At 69.0% G+C, this 16724-nt stretch carries 14 protein-coding genes; 5 read left to right on the top strand and 9 right to left on the bottom strand.

Annotated features, from left to right (window positions below; genetic code table 11):
* The first annotated feature begins 109 nt into the window (after nucleotides 1–109).
* From F4556_RS13415 to F4556_RS13395, 5 genes are all read left to right on the top strand, one after another.
* Nucleotides 110–1729, top strand: a complete 1620-nt coding sequence (locus F4556_RS13415) for a peptide ABC transporter substrate-binding protein (RefSeq protein ID WP_184914704.1) — start codon at nucleotides 110–112, stop codon at nucleotides 1727–1729.
* A 79-nt stretch (nucleotides 1730–1808) separates the two neighbouring features.
* On the top strand, nucleotides 1809–2735 hold the full coding sequence (locus F4556_RS13410) for an ABC transporter permease (protein WP_184914701.1): 927 nt from the start codon (nucleotides 1809–1811) through the stop codon (nucleotides 2733–2735).
* Nucleotides 2728–3726 (top strand): ABC transporter permease, encoded by a 999-nt coding sequence (locus F4556_RS13405; protein ID WP_184914697.1) that lies wholly within the window; start codon nucleotides 2728–2730, stop codon nucleotides 3724–3726. Before F4556_RS13410 ends, F4556_RS13405 begins: the two co-directional genes overlap by 8 nt.
* Before the next feature lie 12 nt (nucleotides 3727–3738).
* Nucleotides 3739–4791 (top strand): ABC transporter ATP-binding protein, encoded by a 1053-nt coding sequence (locus F4556_RS13400; RefSeq protein ID WP_184914694.1) that lies wholly within the window; start codon nucleotides 3739–3741, stop codon nucleotides 4789–4791.
* A complete protein-coding gene (locus F4556_RS13395; protein WP_184914691.1) occupies nucleotides 4781–5872 on the top strand; it encodes an ABC transporter ATP-binding protein in 1092 nt (363 codons plus the stop codon). Before F4556_RS13400 ends, F4556_RS13395 begins: the two co-directional genes overlap by 11 nt.
* Nucleotides 5873–5913: 41 nt before the next feature.
* Here F4556_RS13395 and F4556_RS13390 read toward each other — a convergent pair whose 3' ends face one another.
* The 9 genes from F4556_RS13390 to F4556_RS13350 all read right to left on the bottom strand — a co-directional run bounded on the left by F4556_RS13390 (nucleotide 5914) and on the right by F4556_RS13350 (nucleotide 16646).
* On the bottom strand, nucleotides 5914–6981 hold the full coding sequence (locus F4556_RS13390) for an ABC transporter ATP-binding protein (RefSeq protein ID WP_184914688.1): 1068 nt from the start codon (nucleotides 6979–6981) through the stop codon (nucleotides 5914–5916).
* Nucleotides 6982–6997: 16 nt separating this feature from the next.
* Nucleotides 6998–8074: an ABC transporter ATP-binding protein gene (locus F4556_RS13385; RefSeq protein WP_184914686.1), complete on the bottom strand. Its 1077-nt coding sequence runs from the start codon at nucleotides 8072–8074 to the stop codon at nucleotides 6998–7000.
* A gap of 64 nt (nucleotides 8075–8138) precedes the next feature.
* Nucleotides 8139–9116, bottom strand: a complete 978-nt coding sequence (locus F4556_RS13380; protein WP_184914683.1) for an ABC transporter permease — start codon at nucleotides 9114–9116, stop codon at nucleotides 8139–8141.
* A 142-nt stretch (nucleotides 9117–9258) separates the two neighbouring features.
* Complete coding sequence (locus F4556_RS13375; protein ID WP_184914680.1) at nucleotides 9259–11025, bottom strand: ABC transporter substrate-binding protein; 1767 nt, start codon at nucleotides 11023–11025, stop codon at nucleotides 9259–9261.
* A gap of 112 nt (nucleotides 11026–11137) precedes the next feature.
* Nucleotides 11138–12163 (bottom strand): ABC transporter permease, encoded by a 1026-nt coding sequence (locus F4556_RS13370; RefSeq protein WP_184914677.1) that lies wholly within the window; start codon nucleotides 12161–12163, stop codon nucleotides 11138–11140.
* Nucleotides 12164–12701: 538 nt separating this feature from the next.
* Entirely contained in the window at nucleotides 12702–14798 is a 2097-nt protein-coding gene (locus tag F4556_RS13365; protein ID WP_184914675.1) for a VanW family protein, read from the bottom strand.
* A gap of 283 nt (nucleotides 14799–15081) precedes the next feature.
* Nucleotides 15082–15510: a DUF6113 family protein gene (locus F4556_RS13360; protein ID WP_221503602.1), complete on the bottom strand. Its 429-nt coding sequence runs from the start codon at nucleotides 15508–15510 to the stop codon at nucleotides 15082–15084.
* Nucleotides 15507–16406 carry an N-acetyl-1-D-myo-inositol-2-amino-2-deoxy-alpha-D-glucopyranoside deacetylase gene (gene mshB, locus F4556_RS13355; RefSeq protein WP_184914672.1) on the bottom strand — a complete coding sequence of 300 codons (900 nt, stop codon included), beginning with the start codon at nucleotides 16404–16406 and terminating at the stop codon, nucleotides 15507–15509. Before mshB ends, F4556_RS13360 begins: the two co-directional genes overlap by 4 nt.
* Before the next feature lie 45 nt (nucleotides 16407–16451).
* Nucleotides 16452–16646, bottom strand: coding sequence for a DUF2304 family protein (locus tag F4556_RS13350; RefSeq protein ID WP_184914670.1), 195 nt, complete (start codon nucleotides 16644–16646; stop codon nucleotides 16452–16454).
* Between the last annotated feature and the right edge of the window lie 78 nt (nucleotides 16647–16724).

Genomic DNA, 16724 nt, shown 5'->3' with positions numbered 1-16724 from the left:
GTCGGCGTTGTGGCCTCCACCCATCCGGCGGTACCACGGTCGCGCCGTCGGGCCGGTGCGCTTCGAATGGGGTGTGATGCGTCACAGACCTTATGAGGAGGAGCCCTCCATGCCCGCAGCCACCAGAACCCGCTGGGCCGTTATCGGTGCGACGTCCGTGGCCCTGGTGGCCACCGGATGTGGAAGCAGTGGGAGCGGCGGCGGTTCGTCCGACGCCGGCAAGTCCTTCAGTTACCAGAGCAGCGAGCCGCAGAACCCGCTCCAGCCGGCGAACGCGAACGAGGTCGGTGGTGGTCGGATCTCGCAGAACCTGTTCAAGGGCCTGGCCGACTACGACCCGAGCAACGGCAAGCTGCGGATGCAGATGGCCGACAAGATCGACACCACCGACTCGCAGACCTTCAACGTGACGCTGAAGTCGGGCTGGACCTTCCACGACGGCACCCCGGTCAAGGCGAAGAACTTCGTGGACGCCTGGAACTGGGGGGCGACCACCGCGAACAACCAGATCAACAGCTCCTGGTTCGCCGACATCCAGGGTTACAGCGACGTGCACCCGAAGAGCGGGGCCGCGACCAAGACCACCATGTCGGGCCTGACCGTGGTGGACGACACCCACTTCACCATCAAGCTCACCAACCGTGTGTCGTACTTCCCGTACAAGCTCGGCTACGTCGCCTTCTCCCCGCTGCCGGACGGCTTCTTCGCCGACCCGACCGGGTACGGCCAGAAGCCGGTCGGCAACGGGCCGTACCAGTTCGTCAGCTGGGAGCACAACTCACAGATCGTCACCAAGGCCTTCGCCAACTACCAGGGCGTGGACAAGCCGAAGAACGGCGGCGTGGTGTTCAAGATGTACACCACCGCCGAGGCCGCCTACGCGGACCTGCAGTCCAACAACCTGGACGTGATGGACCAGGTGCCGCCCTCGGCGCTGGCCAACTACAAGAACGACCTCGGCGACCGGGCGATCGACGCCCCGCAGGGCTCGATCCAGAACATCGGCTTCACGCTCTACCAGGCCGACTGGGCCGGGGCGAACAAGGCCAAGGTCCGGCAGGGCCTGTCGATGGCGATCGACCGCGACACCATCACCAAGACGGTGCTGCAGGGCTCCCGCAAGCCGGCCAGCGCGTGGGTGGCCGAGGGCGTCGAGGGCTACAAGGCCGACGCCTGCGGCGACTCCTGCAAGTTCGACGCCACCAAGGCCAAGCAGCTGATCACCGACGGCGGCGGCGTCCCGAACAACAAGCTGACCATCACGTACAACGCCGACGGCGGCCACAAGGAGTGGGTGGACGCGGTCTGCAACTCCATCCGCCAGGCCACCGGCGTCGACTGCGTGGGCGACCCGAAGACCGACTTCAAGACCGCCCGTGCGGCGATCACCGGACACACCATCAACGGCGCGTTCCGGACCGGCTGGCAGCAGGACTACCCGCTGAACGCCAACTTCCTCGCCGACGTCTACCGGACCGGCGCGGCCTCGAACGACTTCGGCTACAGCAGCCCGCAGTTCGACCAGCTGGCCAACACCGCCGACCAGGCCGACTCGGTCCAGGCCTCGGTCACCGGCTACCAGTCGGCGGAGGCGGTGCTCGCCCAGGACTTCCCGGCGATCCCGCTCTGGTACTACCGGACCAACTCCGGCTACTCCACCAAGGTGCAGAACGTGAAGTTCGACTCCTTCGGCAACCCGGCCTGGACCGATGTCGAGGTCAAGGGCTGACAGCCACCCCGCCGGCCCCGCCCTCCGAGTCAGGAAGGCGGGGCCCAGGCACTAGCCCCTTTGCGGAAGGAGGCAAACGATGGGCAGCTACGTCCTACGGCGAGTGCTGCAGATGATCCCGGTGTTCTTCGGCGCCACCCTGCTGATCTTCCTGATGGTCTACACCCTGCCGGGAGACCCGATCGCCGCCATGTTCGGCGACAAGGCGGCCGACCCGGCCACGGTGGCCAACCTGCGGCACAAGTTCTACCTGGACCAGCCGCTCTGGAAGCAGTACCTGCACTACATGGGCAACGTCCTGACCCTGGACTTCGGCACCAGCTTCACCGGCCGCCCGGTCTCCGAGATCATGGCCGACGCCTTCCCGGTGACCATCCGGCTGGCCCTGGTCGCCTTCTTCTTCGAGATCGTGATCGGTCTGACGCTGGGTCTGCTCTCCGGTCTCAAGCGCGGCTCGTTCGCCGACACCCTGGTCCTGGTGCTCACCCTGGTGGTGATCTCGATCCCGGTCTTCGTGCTCGGCTACATCGCCCAGACCATCTTCGCGATCGACCTCGGCTGGGTGACCGCGACCGTGCAGGACTCCAAGGACATCACCCAACTGATCCTGCCGGGACTGGTGCTGGCCTCGCTCTCGCTCGCGTACGTGGCCCGGCTGACCCGGACCTCGATCGGCGAGAACCTGCGGGCCGACTACATCCGCACCGCCACGGCCAAGGGCCTGCCCCGGCGCACCATCATCGGCCGGCACCTGCTGCGCAACTCGCTGATCCCGGTGGTCACCTTCCTCGGGACCGACCTGGGCGCGCTGATGGGCGGCGCGATCGTGACCGAGGGCATCTTCAACATCGCGGGCGTCGGCAACATCCTCTACCGGGCGATCAACCAGAAGGAGGGCCCGACCGTGGTCGGCGTGGTCACCGTCCTGGTGCTGGTCTACCTGGTCGCCAGCCTGGTGGTGGACCTGCTCTACGCCGTCCTGGACCCGAGGATCCGCTATGCCTGACGTGCACGACGAGAACGATCCGAAGCCGCTCCCGCCGGCCGTCAGCAGTCACCTGGACTACGCGGGCAGTCAGGGCCTGCTGGTCGAGCAGGACACCTTGATGGAACCGGACCCGGCGAAGCGCGAGGAGGCCCGCAGCCTCTGGGGCGACGCCTGGCGCGATCTCCGGCGGCGGCCGATCTTCCTGATCTCCGCGGTGCTGATCGTGCTGCTGGTGATCATCGCGGCCTTCCCCGGCCTGTTCACCAACGCCGACCCGCGCCAGGCCGACCTGGTCCACAACTACCTGCGCAAGCCGGACTGGGCCGACATCTTCGGCGCCGGCTGGTTCGGCTACGACGGCCAGGGCCGCTCGATCTACGCCCGGGTGCTGTACGGCGCCCGCGCCTCGATCATCGTCGGCGTCTGCGTGACCTTGGCGGTCACCGTGACGGGTGGTCTGGCGGGCATGCTGGCCGGGTACTTCGGCGGCTGGGTGGACGCGATCATCTCCCGGATCGTGGACATCTTCTTCGGCATCCCGCTGCTGCTCGGCGCGCTGGTGCTGCTGAACGCCTTCACCACCCGCACGGTCTGGAGCGTGGTGGTCGCGCTGGCCTTCCTGGGCTGGACCCAGATCGCCCGCGTGATGCGCGGTGCGGTGCTGACGGTCAAACAGGCCGACTACGTGGTGGCGGGCCGCGCCCTCGGCGCGGGGACCAACCGGCTGATGTTCCGGCACATCCTGCCGAACGCGATCGCCCCGGTGATCGTGGTGGCCACCATCGCGCTCGGCGGGTACATCACCGCCGAGGCGACGCTGAGCTTCCTGGGCATCGGTCTGCAGGACCCGACCATCTCCTGGGGCGTGGACATCTCCTCGGCCCAGAAGGTGATCCGCACCGCCCCGTTCGCGCTGTTCTTCCCGGCCGCCGCGCTGTCCGTCACCGTGCTGGCCTTCATCATGATGGGCGACGCCGTGCGTGACGCCCTCGACCCGAAGCTGCGCTGAGAGAGGGCTCTGATGAGTACAGCGGTCGACACCGGCAAGCCCGCCCGACAGGCGCCCTACGAGGGTCCGTTGCTCGACGTCCGGGACCTGCACGTGGAGTTCAAGACCCGGGACGGCCTGGTCAAGGCGGTCAACGGGGTCAACTACAGCGTCAGCGCGGGCGAGACCCTGGCGGTGCTGGGCGAGTCGGGCTCCGGCAAGTCCGTCACCGCGCAGGCCATCATGGGCATCCTGGACATGCCGCCGGCCCGGATCCCGCAGGGCGAGATCCGCTACCGCGGTCAGGACATGCTGACCATGGACAAGGAGAGCCGACGGAAGATCCGCGGTCAGAAGATCGCGATGATCTTCCAGGACGCGCTGTCCTCGCTCAACCCGGTGCTCAGCGTCGGCTTCCAGCTCGGCGAGATGTTCCGCGCCCACCACGGGACTTCGCGCAAGGACGCCAAGGCCAAGGCGATCGAGCTGATGGACCGGGTCCGGATCCCCGCCGCCAAGGAGCGGGTGGGGGACTACCCGCACCAGTTCTCCGGCGGCATGCGCCAGCGGATCATGATCGCGATGGCGCTGGCCCTGGAGCCCGACCTGATCATCGCGGACGAGCCCACCACGGCGCTGGACGTGACGGTGCAGGCCCAGGTGATGGACCTGCTGGCGGAGCTGCAGGCCGAGTACCACATGGGTCTGATCCTGATCACCCACGACCTCGGCGTGGTCGCCGACGTGGCCGACAAGATCGCCGTGATGTACGCGGGGCGGATCGTCGAGACCGCCCCGGTGCACGAGCTGTACGCCAAACCGGCGCACCCGTACACCCGGGGGCTGCTGGACTCGATCCCGCGCCTGGACCAGAAGGGCCAGGAGCTCTACGCGATCAAGGGCCTGCCGCCCAACCTGCTGCGGATCCCGCCGGGCTGCGCGTTCAACCCGCGCTGCCCCCGGGCCCAGGAGATCTGCCGTCAGGAGGTGCCGAAGCTGTTCCAGGTCACCGGGCCCGACGGCGCGGAGCTGACGGGGCGGCAGAGTGCCTGCTTCTTCTGGAAGGAGACCCTCGATGACGCCTAACGGCGCGAGTGCGATCGGCACCACGGTGCCCGAGGAAGTGGCCTTCCAGCAGGAGGTGCCGAAGGGCGAGCCGATCCTGGAGGTGCGCGACCTGGTCAAGCACTTCCCGCTCACCAAGGGCATCCTGTTCCGGCGGCAGGTCGGCGCGGTCAAGGCGGTCGACGGGGTCTCCTTCGACCTGATGCAGGGTGAGACGCTGGGCATCGTCGGCGAGTCGGGCTGTGGCAAGTCCACCCTGGCCAAGGTGCTGATGAACCTGGAGCCCGCCACGGGTGGGTCGGTCCGCTACAAGGGGGAGGAGATCTCCCGGCTGAGCGGGGCCGGCCTCAAGGCGGTGCGGCGCAACATCCAGATGGTGTTCCAGGACCCGTACACCTCGCTGAACCCCCGGATGACGGTGGGCGACATCATCGGCGAGCCGTACGAGATCCACCCGGAGGTGGCGCCGAAGGGTGACCGGCGCAAGGCCGTGCAGGACCTGCTGGACGTCGTGGGCCTCAACCCGGAGTACATCAACCGGTACCCGCACCAGTTCTCCGGCGGTCAGCGCCAGCGGATCGGCATCGCCCGTGGTCTGGCGCTCAAGCCGGAGATCATCATCTGTGACGAGCCGGTCTCCGCGCTGGACGTCTCGGTGCAGGCTCAGGTGATCAACCTGCTGGAGCAGCTGCAGAGCGACTTCGAGCTGTCGTACATGTTCATTGCGCACGACCTCTCGATCGTCCGGCACATCTCCGACCGGGTCGGCGTGATGTACCTCGGCAAGATCGTGGAGATCGGCACCGATCTGGAGATCTACGACCACGCCACCCACCCGTACACCCAGGCGCTGCTGTCGGCCGTGCCGGTGCCCGACCCGGCGGCCCGGGCCGACCGGGACCGGATCGTGCTGGTGGGTGACGTCCCGTCACCGGCCAACCCGCCGAGCGGCTGCCGGTTCCGCACCCGGTGCTGGAAGGCGCAGCCGAAGTGCGCGGAGGAGGTGCCGGCGCTGATGGCGCGGGAGTGGCTGCGGGAGCTCGCGGCGCACGACTCGGCTTGTCACTTCGCCGCCGAGCGAGAAGTGGATCTGGAGAAATGACGAATGGGCCGCCCCATCGGGGCGGCCCATTCGTCTGACAGCTACTCGGCGGTCCGGGGCTCCGGGACGGCGGTGGTGCTGCCGTCCTCCGGGAAGTGGCAGGCCGTCAGGTGGCCGGCCTGGTTCCCGGAGAGCTGCACCAGCGGCGGCTCCTCGGTGGCGCACTTGTCCTGCGCCTTCCAGCAACGGGTACGGAACCGGCAGCCGGAGGGCGGGTTGATCGGCGACGGGACGTCACCGACCAGCCGGATCCGCTCGCGGACGTCGTCCGGGTCGGCCTCGGGCACGGCGGAGAGCAGCGCGTGGGTGTACGGGTGCCGGGGGCTCTCGTACAGCGACTTGCGGTCCGCGATCTCGACGATCTTGCCCAGGTACATCACCGCGACGCGCTGCGAGAAGTGCCGGACGATCGAGAGGTCGTGCGCGATGAACAGGAAGGCGATGCCCAGGTCCTTCTGCAGCTGCTGCAGCAGGTTGACCACCTGGGCCTGGATCGAGACGTCGAGCGCGGAGACCGGCTCGTCGGCCACGATCAGCTTCGGGCTCAGCGAGAGCGCGCGGGCCACGCCGATGCGCTGGCGCTGACCGCCGGAGAACTCGTGCGGGAAGCGGTTGTAGTGCTCCGGGTTGAGACCGACGGTCTCCAGCAGCTCCTGCACCCGGTTCTGGACGCCGCCCTTGGGGTTGATCCCGTTGATCTCCATCGGCGCGCCGATGATGGCACCGACGGTCTGCCGCGGGTTCAGCGAGGAGTACGGGTCCTGGAAGATCATCTGGATCTCGGACCGGATCGGCGCCAGCTGCTTGCGCGAGGCGTGCGTGATGTCCTGGCCCGCGTAGGTGAGCTTGCCGTCGGTCGGCTCCAGCAGGCGGGTGACCACCCGGCCGAGGGTCGACTTGCCGCAGCCGGACTCGCCGACCAGGCCGACCGACTCGTTGGCGTACACGTCGAGGTCGATGCCGTCCACCGCGTGGACCGCGCCGACCTGACGCTTGAACAGCAGACCGTCCATCACCGGGAAGTGCTTCTTCACTCCGGAGAGCTGGAGCAGCGGGTCACCGGTGGCGGGGGTCGCGTCGGGCTTGTCGAGGGTCAGTTCGTTGCTCATGGTGTCGCCGTCCCTCTCAGCCGAGTCGGGGCTGGATCTGGTCGATGAAGATGCTCTGCTTCTGTCCAACGGACAGGTGGCAGGCGGTGGCGTGCCCGGTCTCCGGGGCGAGCGGCGGACGCTCGGTGGTGCACTTGCCGCCGACCACCTGCTCCCGGTGGTCGCAGCGCGGGTTGAACGGGCAGCCGGTGGGCAGGTTGATCAGGCTGGGCGGGGTGCCCCGGACCGGCCGGAGCGGCACGTCCACCGGGCCGGTGAGGCTGGGCATCGAGGACAGCAGGCCCCAGGTGTACGGGTGCTGAGGGTTCTTCAGCACCTCGCGCACGGTGCCGCGCTCGACCGCCCGGCCCGCGTACATCACCATGATGTCCTGCGCGGTCTTGGCCACCACACCGAGGTCGTGGGTGATCAGGATGATCGCGGTGCCCATCTCCTGCTGGAGGTCCTTGAGCAGGTCGAGGATCTGGGCCTGGACGGTGACGTCCAGCGCGGTGGTCGGCTCGTCCGCGATGACCAGCTTCGGGTTGCAGACCAGCGACATGGCGATCATCGCGCGCTGGCGCATACCGCCGGAGAACTGGTGCGGGTAGTCGTCCACCCGAGTGGTCGGCTGCGGGATGCCGACCTTGGTGAGCATCTCGATCGAGCGGTCGCGGGCTTCCTTCTTGCTGGCGCCCGTGTGCTTCCGGAAGGTCTCGCCGATCTGCTTGCCGATGGTGTGGAACGGCGACAGCGCGGTCAGCGGGTCCTGGAAGATCATCGCCATGGTGCTGCCGCGGAGCTTCTCCAGCTCCTTGACCGGGGCGCCCACCAGCTCCTGGCCGGCCAGCTTGATCGAGCCGGTGATCTCGGTGCTGTCCGGGTTGTGCAGACCGAGCACGGCCAGGTTGGTCACCGACTTCCCGGAGCCGGACTCACCCACGATGCCGAGCGTGGTGCCCGGCTCGACCTGGAAGGACAGGTTGTCCACCGCCCGGACCACGCCGTCCTCGGTGCTGAAGCGGACCGAGAGGTCACGGACGGAGAGGAAGGGCGTGCTGCTGCTGCCGCCGCGGTCGGCGGCCGCCTCCTCGGGCTTGGCCAGGGGGGTCATGGACGGGGCTCCTCGGTGTGGTACGTGAGGTCGGGCGGGCTGGAACGGCCAGGGGTGTCGGCCGTCAGGCCAGACGGATGCGCGGGTCGATCAGGGCGTACGCGGCGTCCACGATGATGTTGAAGACCACGATCAGGGTGGCGGCCACCATGGTGACACCGACCAGCATCGACAGGTCGGAGTCGACGTACGCGCCGATCGCGAGCTGGCCGAGGCCGTGCAGACCGAAGGTGGTCTCGGTGATGATCGCACCGCCGAGCAGGACGCCGAGGTCGATGCCGAAGACGGTGACGATGGTGCCCATCGCGCCGCGCCAGGCGAACCGGAGGAAGACCGAACGGCCCGACATGCCCTTGGCCCGCGCGGTCCGGACGAAGTCCTCGGACAGCTGCTCGACCATGGAGGAGCGCGTCATGCGGGTGTAGTTGGCGGTCCAGATCAGCGAGAGCACGATCCACGGGACCAGCAGGCCGGTGAACCAGCCGATCGGGTCCTCGGTGATCGGGGTGTAACTCGGCTGCTTCAGCCAGTCGGTGGAGTAGACGAAGATCACCAGGGCGAGCGGGCCGGCCACGTAGATCTGCATCGAGGAGGCGATCAGCGAGGCGGCGCTGGCGATCTTGTCGGCGGCCTTGCCCTGCTTGTGGGCGGCCAGCATGCCGGTGCCGATACCGAAGATCAGGAAGACGATGACCGAGCCGACGGTCAGCGACAGCGTGGTCGGGAAGCGGTCCAGCAGGACGTCGGTGATCATCTCCTGCTTGACGAAGGAGTAACCGAAGCAGGGGGCGTCGCAGTGGCCGGCGGAGAAGTCACGGCCGGTGAAGATCCCGCTGAACCAGTGCCAGAACTGCATGGCCGTCGACTCGTCGAGCCCCATGCTGTGCTTGATCAGGGCGAGGTTCTCGGGCGTGCAGACCTTGCCGCAGGAGAGGCGCGCCGGGTCCGCCGGAATGGCGAAGAACAGCGCGAAGGTGACCATGCTGATGATCAGCAGGATGACGAGTGCGCCGAGGGAACGGCGGACGAGGAAACGGAGCATGGGGTCGGGCTCTCCTGGTCGGGGCGCCGGCTGCGAGTGCGGTGGGCGGAGCAGGGCGGGTGGGGCGATGGCCGGACCACGGGGCGCCGGTACTCGGGGATGTGCGAGACCGGCGCCCCATGGAACTACCGCTGGGCGATGACTACTTGACGTAGATGTTCAGCGGGTACTGCAGGCCGAACAGGCTGTCGAACTTCACGCCGCCGAGGCCCGAGCCGTACAGGCTGAGCGAGCGCTGGTAGACGTCCGGGATCGAGTAGGCCTTCGCCTGGAGCTGCTTGTCGATCGCGGCCCACGCCTTGCCCTGGGCGACCGGGTCGGCGATCTTCACCGCGTCGTCCATGGCCTTGTTGATGGCCTCGTCGTTGACGTGCGCGTAGTTGGACGCACCGTCAGCGATCGCGCTACCGGCCCAGACGGGCTGGAGCGAGGTGTAACCGGTCGGCCAGTCGGCGCCCCAGCCACCCCAGTACAGGTCGTACTCGTTGTTGATGAGGCCGATGGCGTCGTAGTAGGTCTTGGAGTCGAGCGGCTTCGGGACGAACTTGAAGCCGGCCTTCTCCAGGGCGATACGGATCGCCTCGGTGACCTTCTGCTGCAGCGGGGTGTTGTTGAACGCGTAGACGATCGTCTGACCGGTCGCGCCGGCGTCGGCGAGCAGCTTCTTGGCCGCCTCCGGGTCACCCTCGGGCTTCTTGAGGATGTCGTACTGGTCGTTCGCCTCGTAGCCGAGGACGGTCGGGCTGGTGTAGCTGGTGGCGTAGTCACCGTAGCTGGTGCCGCCCTGGAGCTGGCGGGTCTGCTGGTGCGGGAACGCGCGGACCAGCGCCTCGCGGACCTTCTGGTCCTTGATGCGGCTGTTGTTGATGTAGTAGTAGTCCACGTACGGGGTCAGGCCCTCGAGCGTGCGCGGCTTGAGCGTCGCGTCACCCTTCACCTTGTCGATGAAGGTGGGGTGGACCTGGTTGTGGAAGCTGAAGGTCGTCTTGTCAGCACCGTTGTCGGCGATGAAGCGCTCGGTCGACTGCTGCGACTGGACGCCGAACTCCATGTGCCACTTGTCCGGGTACGCGTTCCGGATCGGGTCGCTGGCCGGGTCCCAGTTGGGGTTGCGGACCAGGTCGAGCGACTTGTCGGTGACGTGCTCGGCGATCTGGTACGGACCGGAGGAGAACGGCTTCTTGTCGTAGGCCTCCTTGGTGTCCTGGGCCTTCGGCACGACGCCGTAGCCGGTCATGGCGACGGTGAAGTTGGCGTCCGGGTGGACGTCCTTGAAGTTGAAGACGACCGTCTTGGCGTCCGGGGTCTGGACCGCGTCCAGCTCCTTGCCCTCGTACGGGCCCGGGTACGCCTCGCGGTACTTGTCGTTGGTCAGCCAGGTCTGGATGTAGGTCGGACCGGACTTGATGAACGGCGCGAAGGTGCGCTCGATCGAGTACTTGACGTCCGCCGAGGTGATCGGGGTGCCGTCCTGCCACTTCACCCCGTCCTTCAGGGTGAACTTCCAGGTCTTGCCACCATCGGTGGTGGTGCCGGTGTCGGTGGCGAGGTCACCGACCAGCTTGGAGGTGCCGTCGGCCTGGAGCTTGTAGCCCGTCAGCTGGCGGGTGAGCAGCAGCGAGACCTCGCTGTTGTAGTTCATGTAGACCTGGGCCGGGTCCAGGTGCGAGAAGTCGTCGCGGTCGATCATGTTGACCGTGCCGCCCTTCTTCGCACCGGGCTCCGCGACGGCCGGGCCGACCGAGTCGGCGGCGGTGCCGACGGTGATCGCGGTGGCCTCGACCTTGGACTTCGAAGCCGCCGGCTTGCTGCCACCGTTGCTGTTGCCGCTGGAGCACGCGGTGGTGACGGTGAGGGCCCCGACAACCATGACGGCCGCGGCGAGCTGCCGTGACTTACGAACGTTCATGTTCTTCCTGCCTGTTGAGTGCCAGATAGGTGGTGGGTTGCCCGGGGCGGGCATGCCGATCCCCCCGGAGTCTGTGGGTCTGTGTGCGCGGCTCACCGACGACCGGTGAAGGTCATCGCTTCGTCTTCGGGTCGAAGGCGTCGCGGACGGAGTCCCCGAGCAGGTTGAAGGCGAGGACGAACAGCACCATCGCCAGGCCGGGGAAGAGCAGGAACGTCACGTCGGTGCGCAGGTAGTCGGCCGCGATCGCGATCATCCGGCCCCAGTCCGGGGTCGGCTCGGTGACGCCGACGCCCAGGTAGGACAGACCGGCCTCGGCGGTCACGAACGCCGGCAGCGCCAGCGTGGACTGCACCAGGATCGGCGTCCACAGGTTGGGCAGCAGCTCCTTGAAGATGATCCGGAACGGCGAGGCCCCGGTCACCTTGGCCGCCTCGATGAACTCCCGCTCGCGCAGCGACAGCGTGGTCGCGCGGAGGATGCGGGCCAGGCCCATCCAGCCGAGCAGCGAGAGCACGATGGTCACGGCCACGAACGGCAGCCAGACCGGCTGCGCCTCGTCGCTGGCCACCAGCAGGCTGATCACCACCGGCATGGTCGCGATCAGGAAGATCTGCGACGGGAACGACATCAGCACGTCGATGATGCGGCCGATGAAGTAGTCGGTCTTGCCGCCGAGGTAGCCGGCCGCGATGCCGATCGCCACACCGAGGACGGTGGTCAGCAGCGAGGTCAGGAAGGCGATCAGCAGCGAGGTGCGGATGCCGTAGACCAGCTGCATGAACACGTCCCGGCCGAGGCCGGGCTCCAGGCCGAACCAGAAGTCGGCGCTGATCCCGCCGTTGGGCCCCACCGGCAGACCGGAGTCGGTCAGCAGGTCGGGGCTGTTCTGGCCGTACGTGGTGGTCGGGTCCTTGCCGTAGATCATCGAGATCAGCGGCGCGCAGACGGCGATCAGGATGAACATCAGCACGATGGCGGCACTGACCACGCCGGTGCGGTCGCGCAGGAAGCGACGCCACATCAGCTTGCCGGGCGAGAGCCCGCGGAAGACCGGAGCCGACGCGTCGTCGGTCGGCGCGAGGGTGTCGGCCGTTCCGAGTTCGTCGGCCTCGGGGGCCTTGGTGGGGTTAGTCATGGTGCTGGAGCTCCCGCCCGGGGTGTAGCGGCTGCAAAAAGGTGATCGCACGGACTCTTGCAAGTCGTTTATCGAACGTCAAGAGTTCCCCAGTTGCTGGCCGTGCATTTCTTGGTTCGTGTTGGAATGTCAACCACTTCGTAGTTCCAGACACCTTGACAAGCGCTCAGCGATACCGTCAAAAGCGGACATAGAGCCCCAAACCGTGTTCACGCGTCCGTAACCCGAACTTCGTAACTCCGGTATCTGGACAGACCGTTCGCGCGTTCGATGATGTGATGCGCGTAGACCCGGTGTCCGTTATGACGGTTATCACGGGCAATGTCCAGTGCAATTGCATGTCCGATAATCGGACACTACCGCTTTGTTGAGCTCAACAGGGAATTTGGGGGCCATCGACCCAATTCAACCGGGGCCGTTGTCACGCACGGTTGCTGGCAATTTCACGCCACTGGCGAGTATTCGCCGCCCCGGGACGCCGAAAAGCGCGGGTCGGGACCGTTGACGGTCCCGACCCGCGCCGGGGGCTGAGGGTGGCTCAGCTGTTGAACTTGTACGCCCGGGTGCCGGTCTTGTCCAGCATCGAGGTGATGCCGTCCGCGACGTCCTGGGTGGTGATCGGGACCAGGGCGTTGCCCTTCTTGGTCTTGCTCTTGGCGAAGGCACCGTCCAGCTCGGCGGTGAGCTTGTCCAGGTCCCAGGTCGGCACGATCTTGCCGGAGGCGTCCGGGGCCAGCGTGAGCACCTTGGCGGCGATCGCCTTGGTGAAGTCCCAGCGCTTGGTGCCGGCGGTGACCGAGACCGGCCCGCTGGTGACCTGCTTGCCGAGCGACTCGGCGGCGGCCTTCAACGCGTCCTCGGAGACCTTCGGCTGAGCCGCCGTCACCGGGACGGTGAGCACCGCGTCCGGCTGCCCGGCGGCCCTGGCCCGGTAGGCCTGCTCGACCTGGTCCATCGCCGCGGCGGCGTCCACCCGCTGCCCGGCCCGGCCCGGCACCACCTCGGCCTTGCCGTCCGGGGTGAACCGGACGAAGCCCTCCTGCAGGCCCATGCTGGACTTGGCGCTCAGGCCCTCCAAGGCGGCCTTCAGCTTGGCCCGGTCGACCCGCACCTCGGGGGCCACCGCCTTGCTGCCGCCGGCCAGCGAACCGATCACCTCGACCGGGTTGTAGCTGTGCTTGGTCAGCCCGTCCACCGTCGCGGTGGTGTCGAAGCCGAGCCCGGCGGCGGTCGGGTCCAGATCCACGGTCTGCTCGCCGAGCTTGAGCTTGAGCGGCTGCTGGCCGGTCTTCGCCACCGTGCCGTCCAGCACGTTGACCGCCTGGTCCCGGGTGTCGCCGCCGATGTCGGTGCCGAGCACCGTGGTGCCCTTGGGGATGTCGGCCTGATTGAGCATCAGACCGGTGCCGTACGCGGCCGAGCCGGCGAACAGCACGAGGACCACGGCGTAGGTGACCAGCTTGCGGCCCTTGCCGCGGCGCGCGGGGGCGGCCGCCGGAGCCTTGGCGGCGGGCTTGGGCTGCTCGGCCTCGGCCTCGCTCCTGGCCTCGGGGGTCGGCTCGGGCCCGGCGGTGCCGAACGGGTCGGCGGCGAACGGGTCGGCCGCCGGCGGGCGGGAGCCGGCCGGACGGGTGCCGGGGAAGGGCTCGGCGGGCTCGTACGACACGTCGGCGAACCGGCCGGGTGCCGGCGGCTGGCCGGTGCCGAACGGGTCCTTGGCGGGCTGCGGAGCGGCTGGGGGAGCGGAGCCGAACATCGCGGCACCGCCAGGTATGGCGCCGGGCCGGGGGGCGGGGGCCTCGAAGTCGTCCCCGATCGGGTCGAAGCCGCCGATCTGGGTGTCCTCCGGCTCGCCGGGGTGCCGGGCCGCGAACGGGTCCGCCACCGGCGGGGCCTGACGGACCGGCTCCTCGCGGAACGGGTCGGCTCCGAACGGATCCGCGGCGTACGGGTCCGCCGCGTACGGGTCGTTGGAGTACGACCCGGCCGGCGGGCGACGGTCGTCGTACGGGTCCTCGGCCCGGCCGGTGGCGGTCGGCGGCGCGGAGGGCGCGAACGGTGAGGCCGGGGCCCCGGAGGGCGTCGGCCCCGGCGGCAGGCCGGGCCCGCCGGGCCGGGGCGCGGGCTGCCGGTCGGCGGCCTCGGCCCGCGGCGCACCGGCGGTCACCGGGGCCGGTGCGCCCTTCTGCCGGGGGCGGAACCACTCGCCGGTGGACTCGGCCTCGGTCGGCGCGGCCGGGCTCTCCTGCCACTCGGGCGGCAGGTTCGCCGGGGTGCTGCTCGGTGCGCCCGCGTCGACCACGCCGAGCACCGGGGAGGAGGGAGCGGCCGAACGGTGCCGGGGCCCGGCCGGTTCGGCCGGCTCGGCACTCTTCACCGGGCTGCGCACGACCACCGGCGGGATCGGCCGGGAGCCGGGGATGTTGATCCGGATCCTGGTGGTCAGGGTGGTCTCGGTCTTCGGGACGTCGTCGGCCTCGGCGGGCTGGGCGGCCGGGGGCTGACCTGCCGTCGGGCCGAACGGGTCGGCGCCGTTCGGGATGCCCGTGCCGTACGGCGGGGTGCCCGACGGGTAGGCATCCGGCCCGGTACGTCGGGGCGACGGATGCGCGCTGTCAGATTCGCGGCTGCTCAATGCTGCTCTGCTCCGGGTTCGCGGCCGACGCCGTGGGACGGCGGTCGCGGGTTGTGGGGTAGCGGTCTTCCCGGCGGGCGGCTGCTCCACCGGCCGATGGGACCGAACACCCCTCCGACACCAGCTCTTCACATAGCTTCGGCAGGCCAGCGGGCCTGTCGCGGCACCACCTTACTGGGCAAACGTACGTGGCGAACTGGTTCGGATAGAACCCGTTACGTCCCCTTTTTCTAGGAAAGGTGGGGCAGTCTCCGGGAAAGGTGGGGTGATCGGGTCGGATCCGTCAGTGCGTCAGAGTGCCGTAGCCGAAGCCGGACCTGGTCGGCAGGGTGGCGCAGATCACCCCGCCGACCGCGCCCAGGAACAGGTAGGCGTACGAGGTGAACCCGGCCGCCAGCACGAAGTCGCCCTCCGGGCGCGGGGCCATCAGGACCATCAGCATCAGGAACCAGCCGGCCAGCGGCACCCCCGCGCCGAGCTTGGTGCCGGTCACCCGCAGGCCGCCGTAGAACACCGCCAGGGTGGCCAGCAGGGCCAGCAGCAGGCCGGCCGGCGGCCAGAGCGACTGCACGAAGCAGCCGCAGAGCGAGACCAGGGCGCCCAGCACGAACAGCACCGGGTAGGCCACCAGCCGTCCGCCGCGCGACGGCTGACGCTCGGCCAGCCGCTCCTCGCGGCTGCCGAGTACCCGGGCGGGCAGGGTGCGGATCATCGGTGCGCCTCCAGCCCGAGACCGGCGAACAGGTCGGTCTCCGGCAGCTCGGGCCCGGGCTCGCCCCGGACCAGCTGGTAGTACTCGGTGGCCACCAGTGGCTGCCCGAGGTCGTTGCTCAGCGCGAAGTACGCACCGGACACGGTGATCTGGGTGGCGTGCGCCGCCATCGCGGCCGCCTTCACCCCGGCGTACGCCGCGCCGTCCAGCACGGTGCTGACCAGCTCGTCCGGCACCACCCCGGGCACGTCGGCCGGGACGGCGACCCCCGGGAACGGCGCCGCGGCGGCGGTCGCGGCCAGCCCGGCCTCGATCACCGAGCGCGGCATCCGGTTCCAGTACACCTTGGCGATCCGCCAGGCCGGGCCGAGCTCGGGCCGCCAGGCCGGGTCGGCGGCCAGTTCGTGGGCCCGCATGGCGACCTGATGGGCCTTCACGTGGTCCGGGTGCCCGTAGCCGCCCTGCTCGTCGTAGGTGACCAGCACCTGCGGCCGCAGCTCGCGGACCACCGCCACCAGGTGGGCGGCGGCCTCGTCCAGCGGGGCCTGCCAGAAGCAGTCGGGGCGGTCGTTCTCCGGCAGGCCCATCATCCCGGAGTCCCGGTAGCGCCCCGGGCCGCCCAGGAAGCGGACGTCGGTGACGCCCAGCTCGCCCATCGCGGCGGTGAGTTCGCCGATCCGGTACTCGCCCAGGGTGTCGGTCCGGTCCGCGGTCAGCTCCGCCAGCTCCGGCGGGATCACCTCACCGCCCTCGCCGAGCGTGCAGGTCACCAGCGTGACGGCGGCGCCCTCGGCGGCGTACCTGGCCATGGTCGCGCCGTTGCCGATCGACTCGTCGTCGGGGTGGGCGTGCACCAGCAGCAGCCGGCGCGCGGGCCGGTCGGAGGCAGCGGTCATACCGGGCAGCCTACCGACCGGCCGATCCCCAACCGCCGGTCGACCTCAGAGCTTCAGGCCGTTGATCATGCCGGCCACGTTGCTGGTCACCTGCTGGATCGAGGGGGCGATCGAACTGGACGCCAGGTAGAAGCCGAGCAGTGCGCAGATGATCGCGTGCGCCAGCTTCAGTCCGGAGCGGCGGATCAGCACCACCACGATGACCAGCATCAGCACGGCTGCGGAGATGGAGAGAGCCATCAGGCTCACACCCTTTCTCGGGTGCACCGCCCTGGGCGGGGCGGCAGGGGGGACGTGATGGCTCAAGCAATACCCGAT

Source organism: Kitasatospora gansuensis (assembly GCF_014203705.1).
In the GTDB taxonomy this organism is placed as follows: Bacteria; Actinomycetota; Actinomycetes; order Streptomycetales; family Streptomycetaceae; genus Kitasatospora; species Kitasatospora gansuensis.
This window is presented reverse-complemented; position numbering and strand designations above follow the sequence as displayed.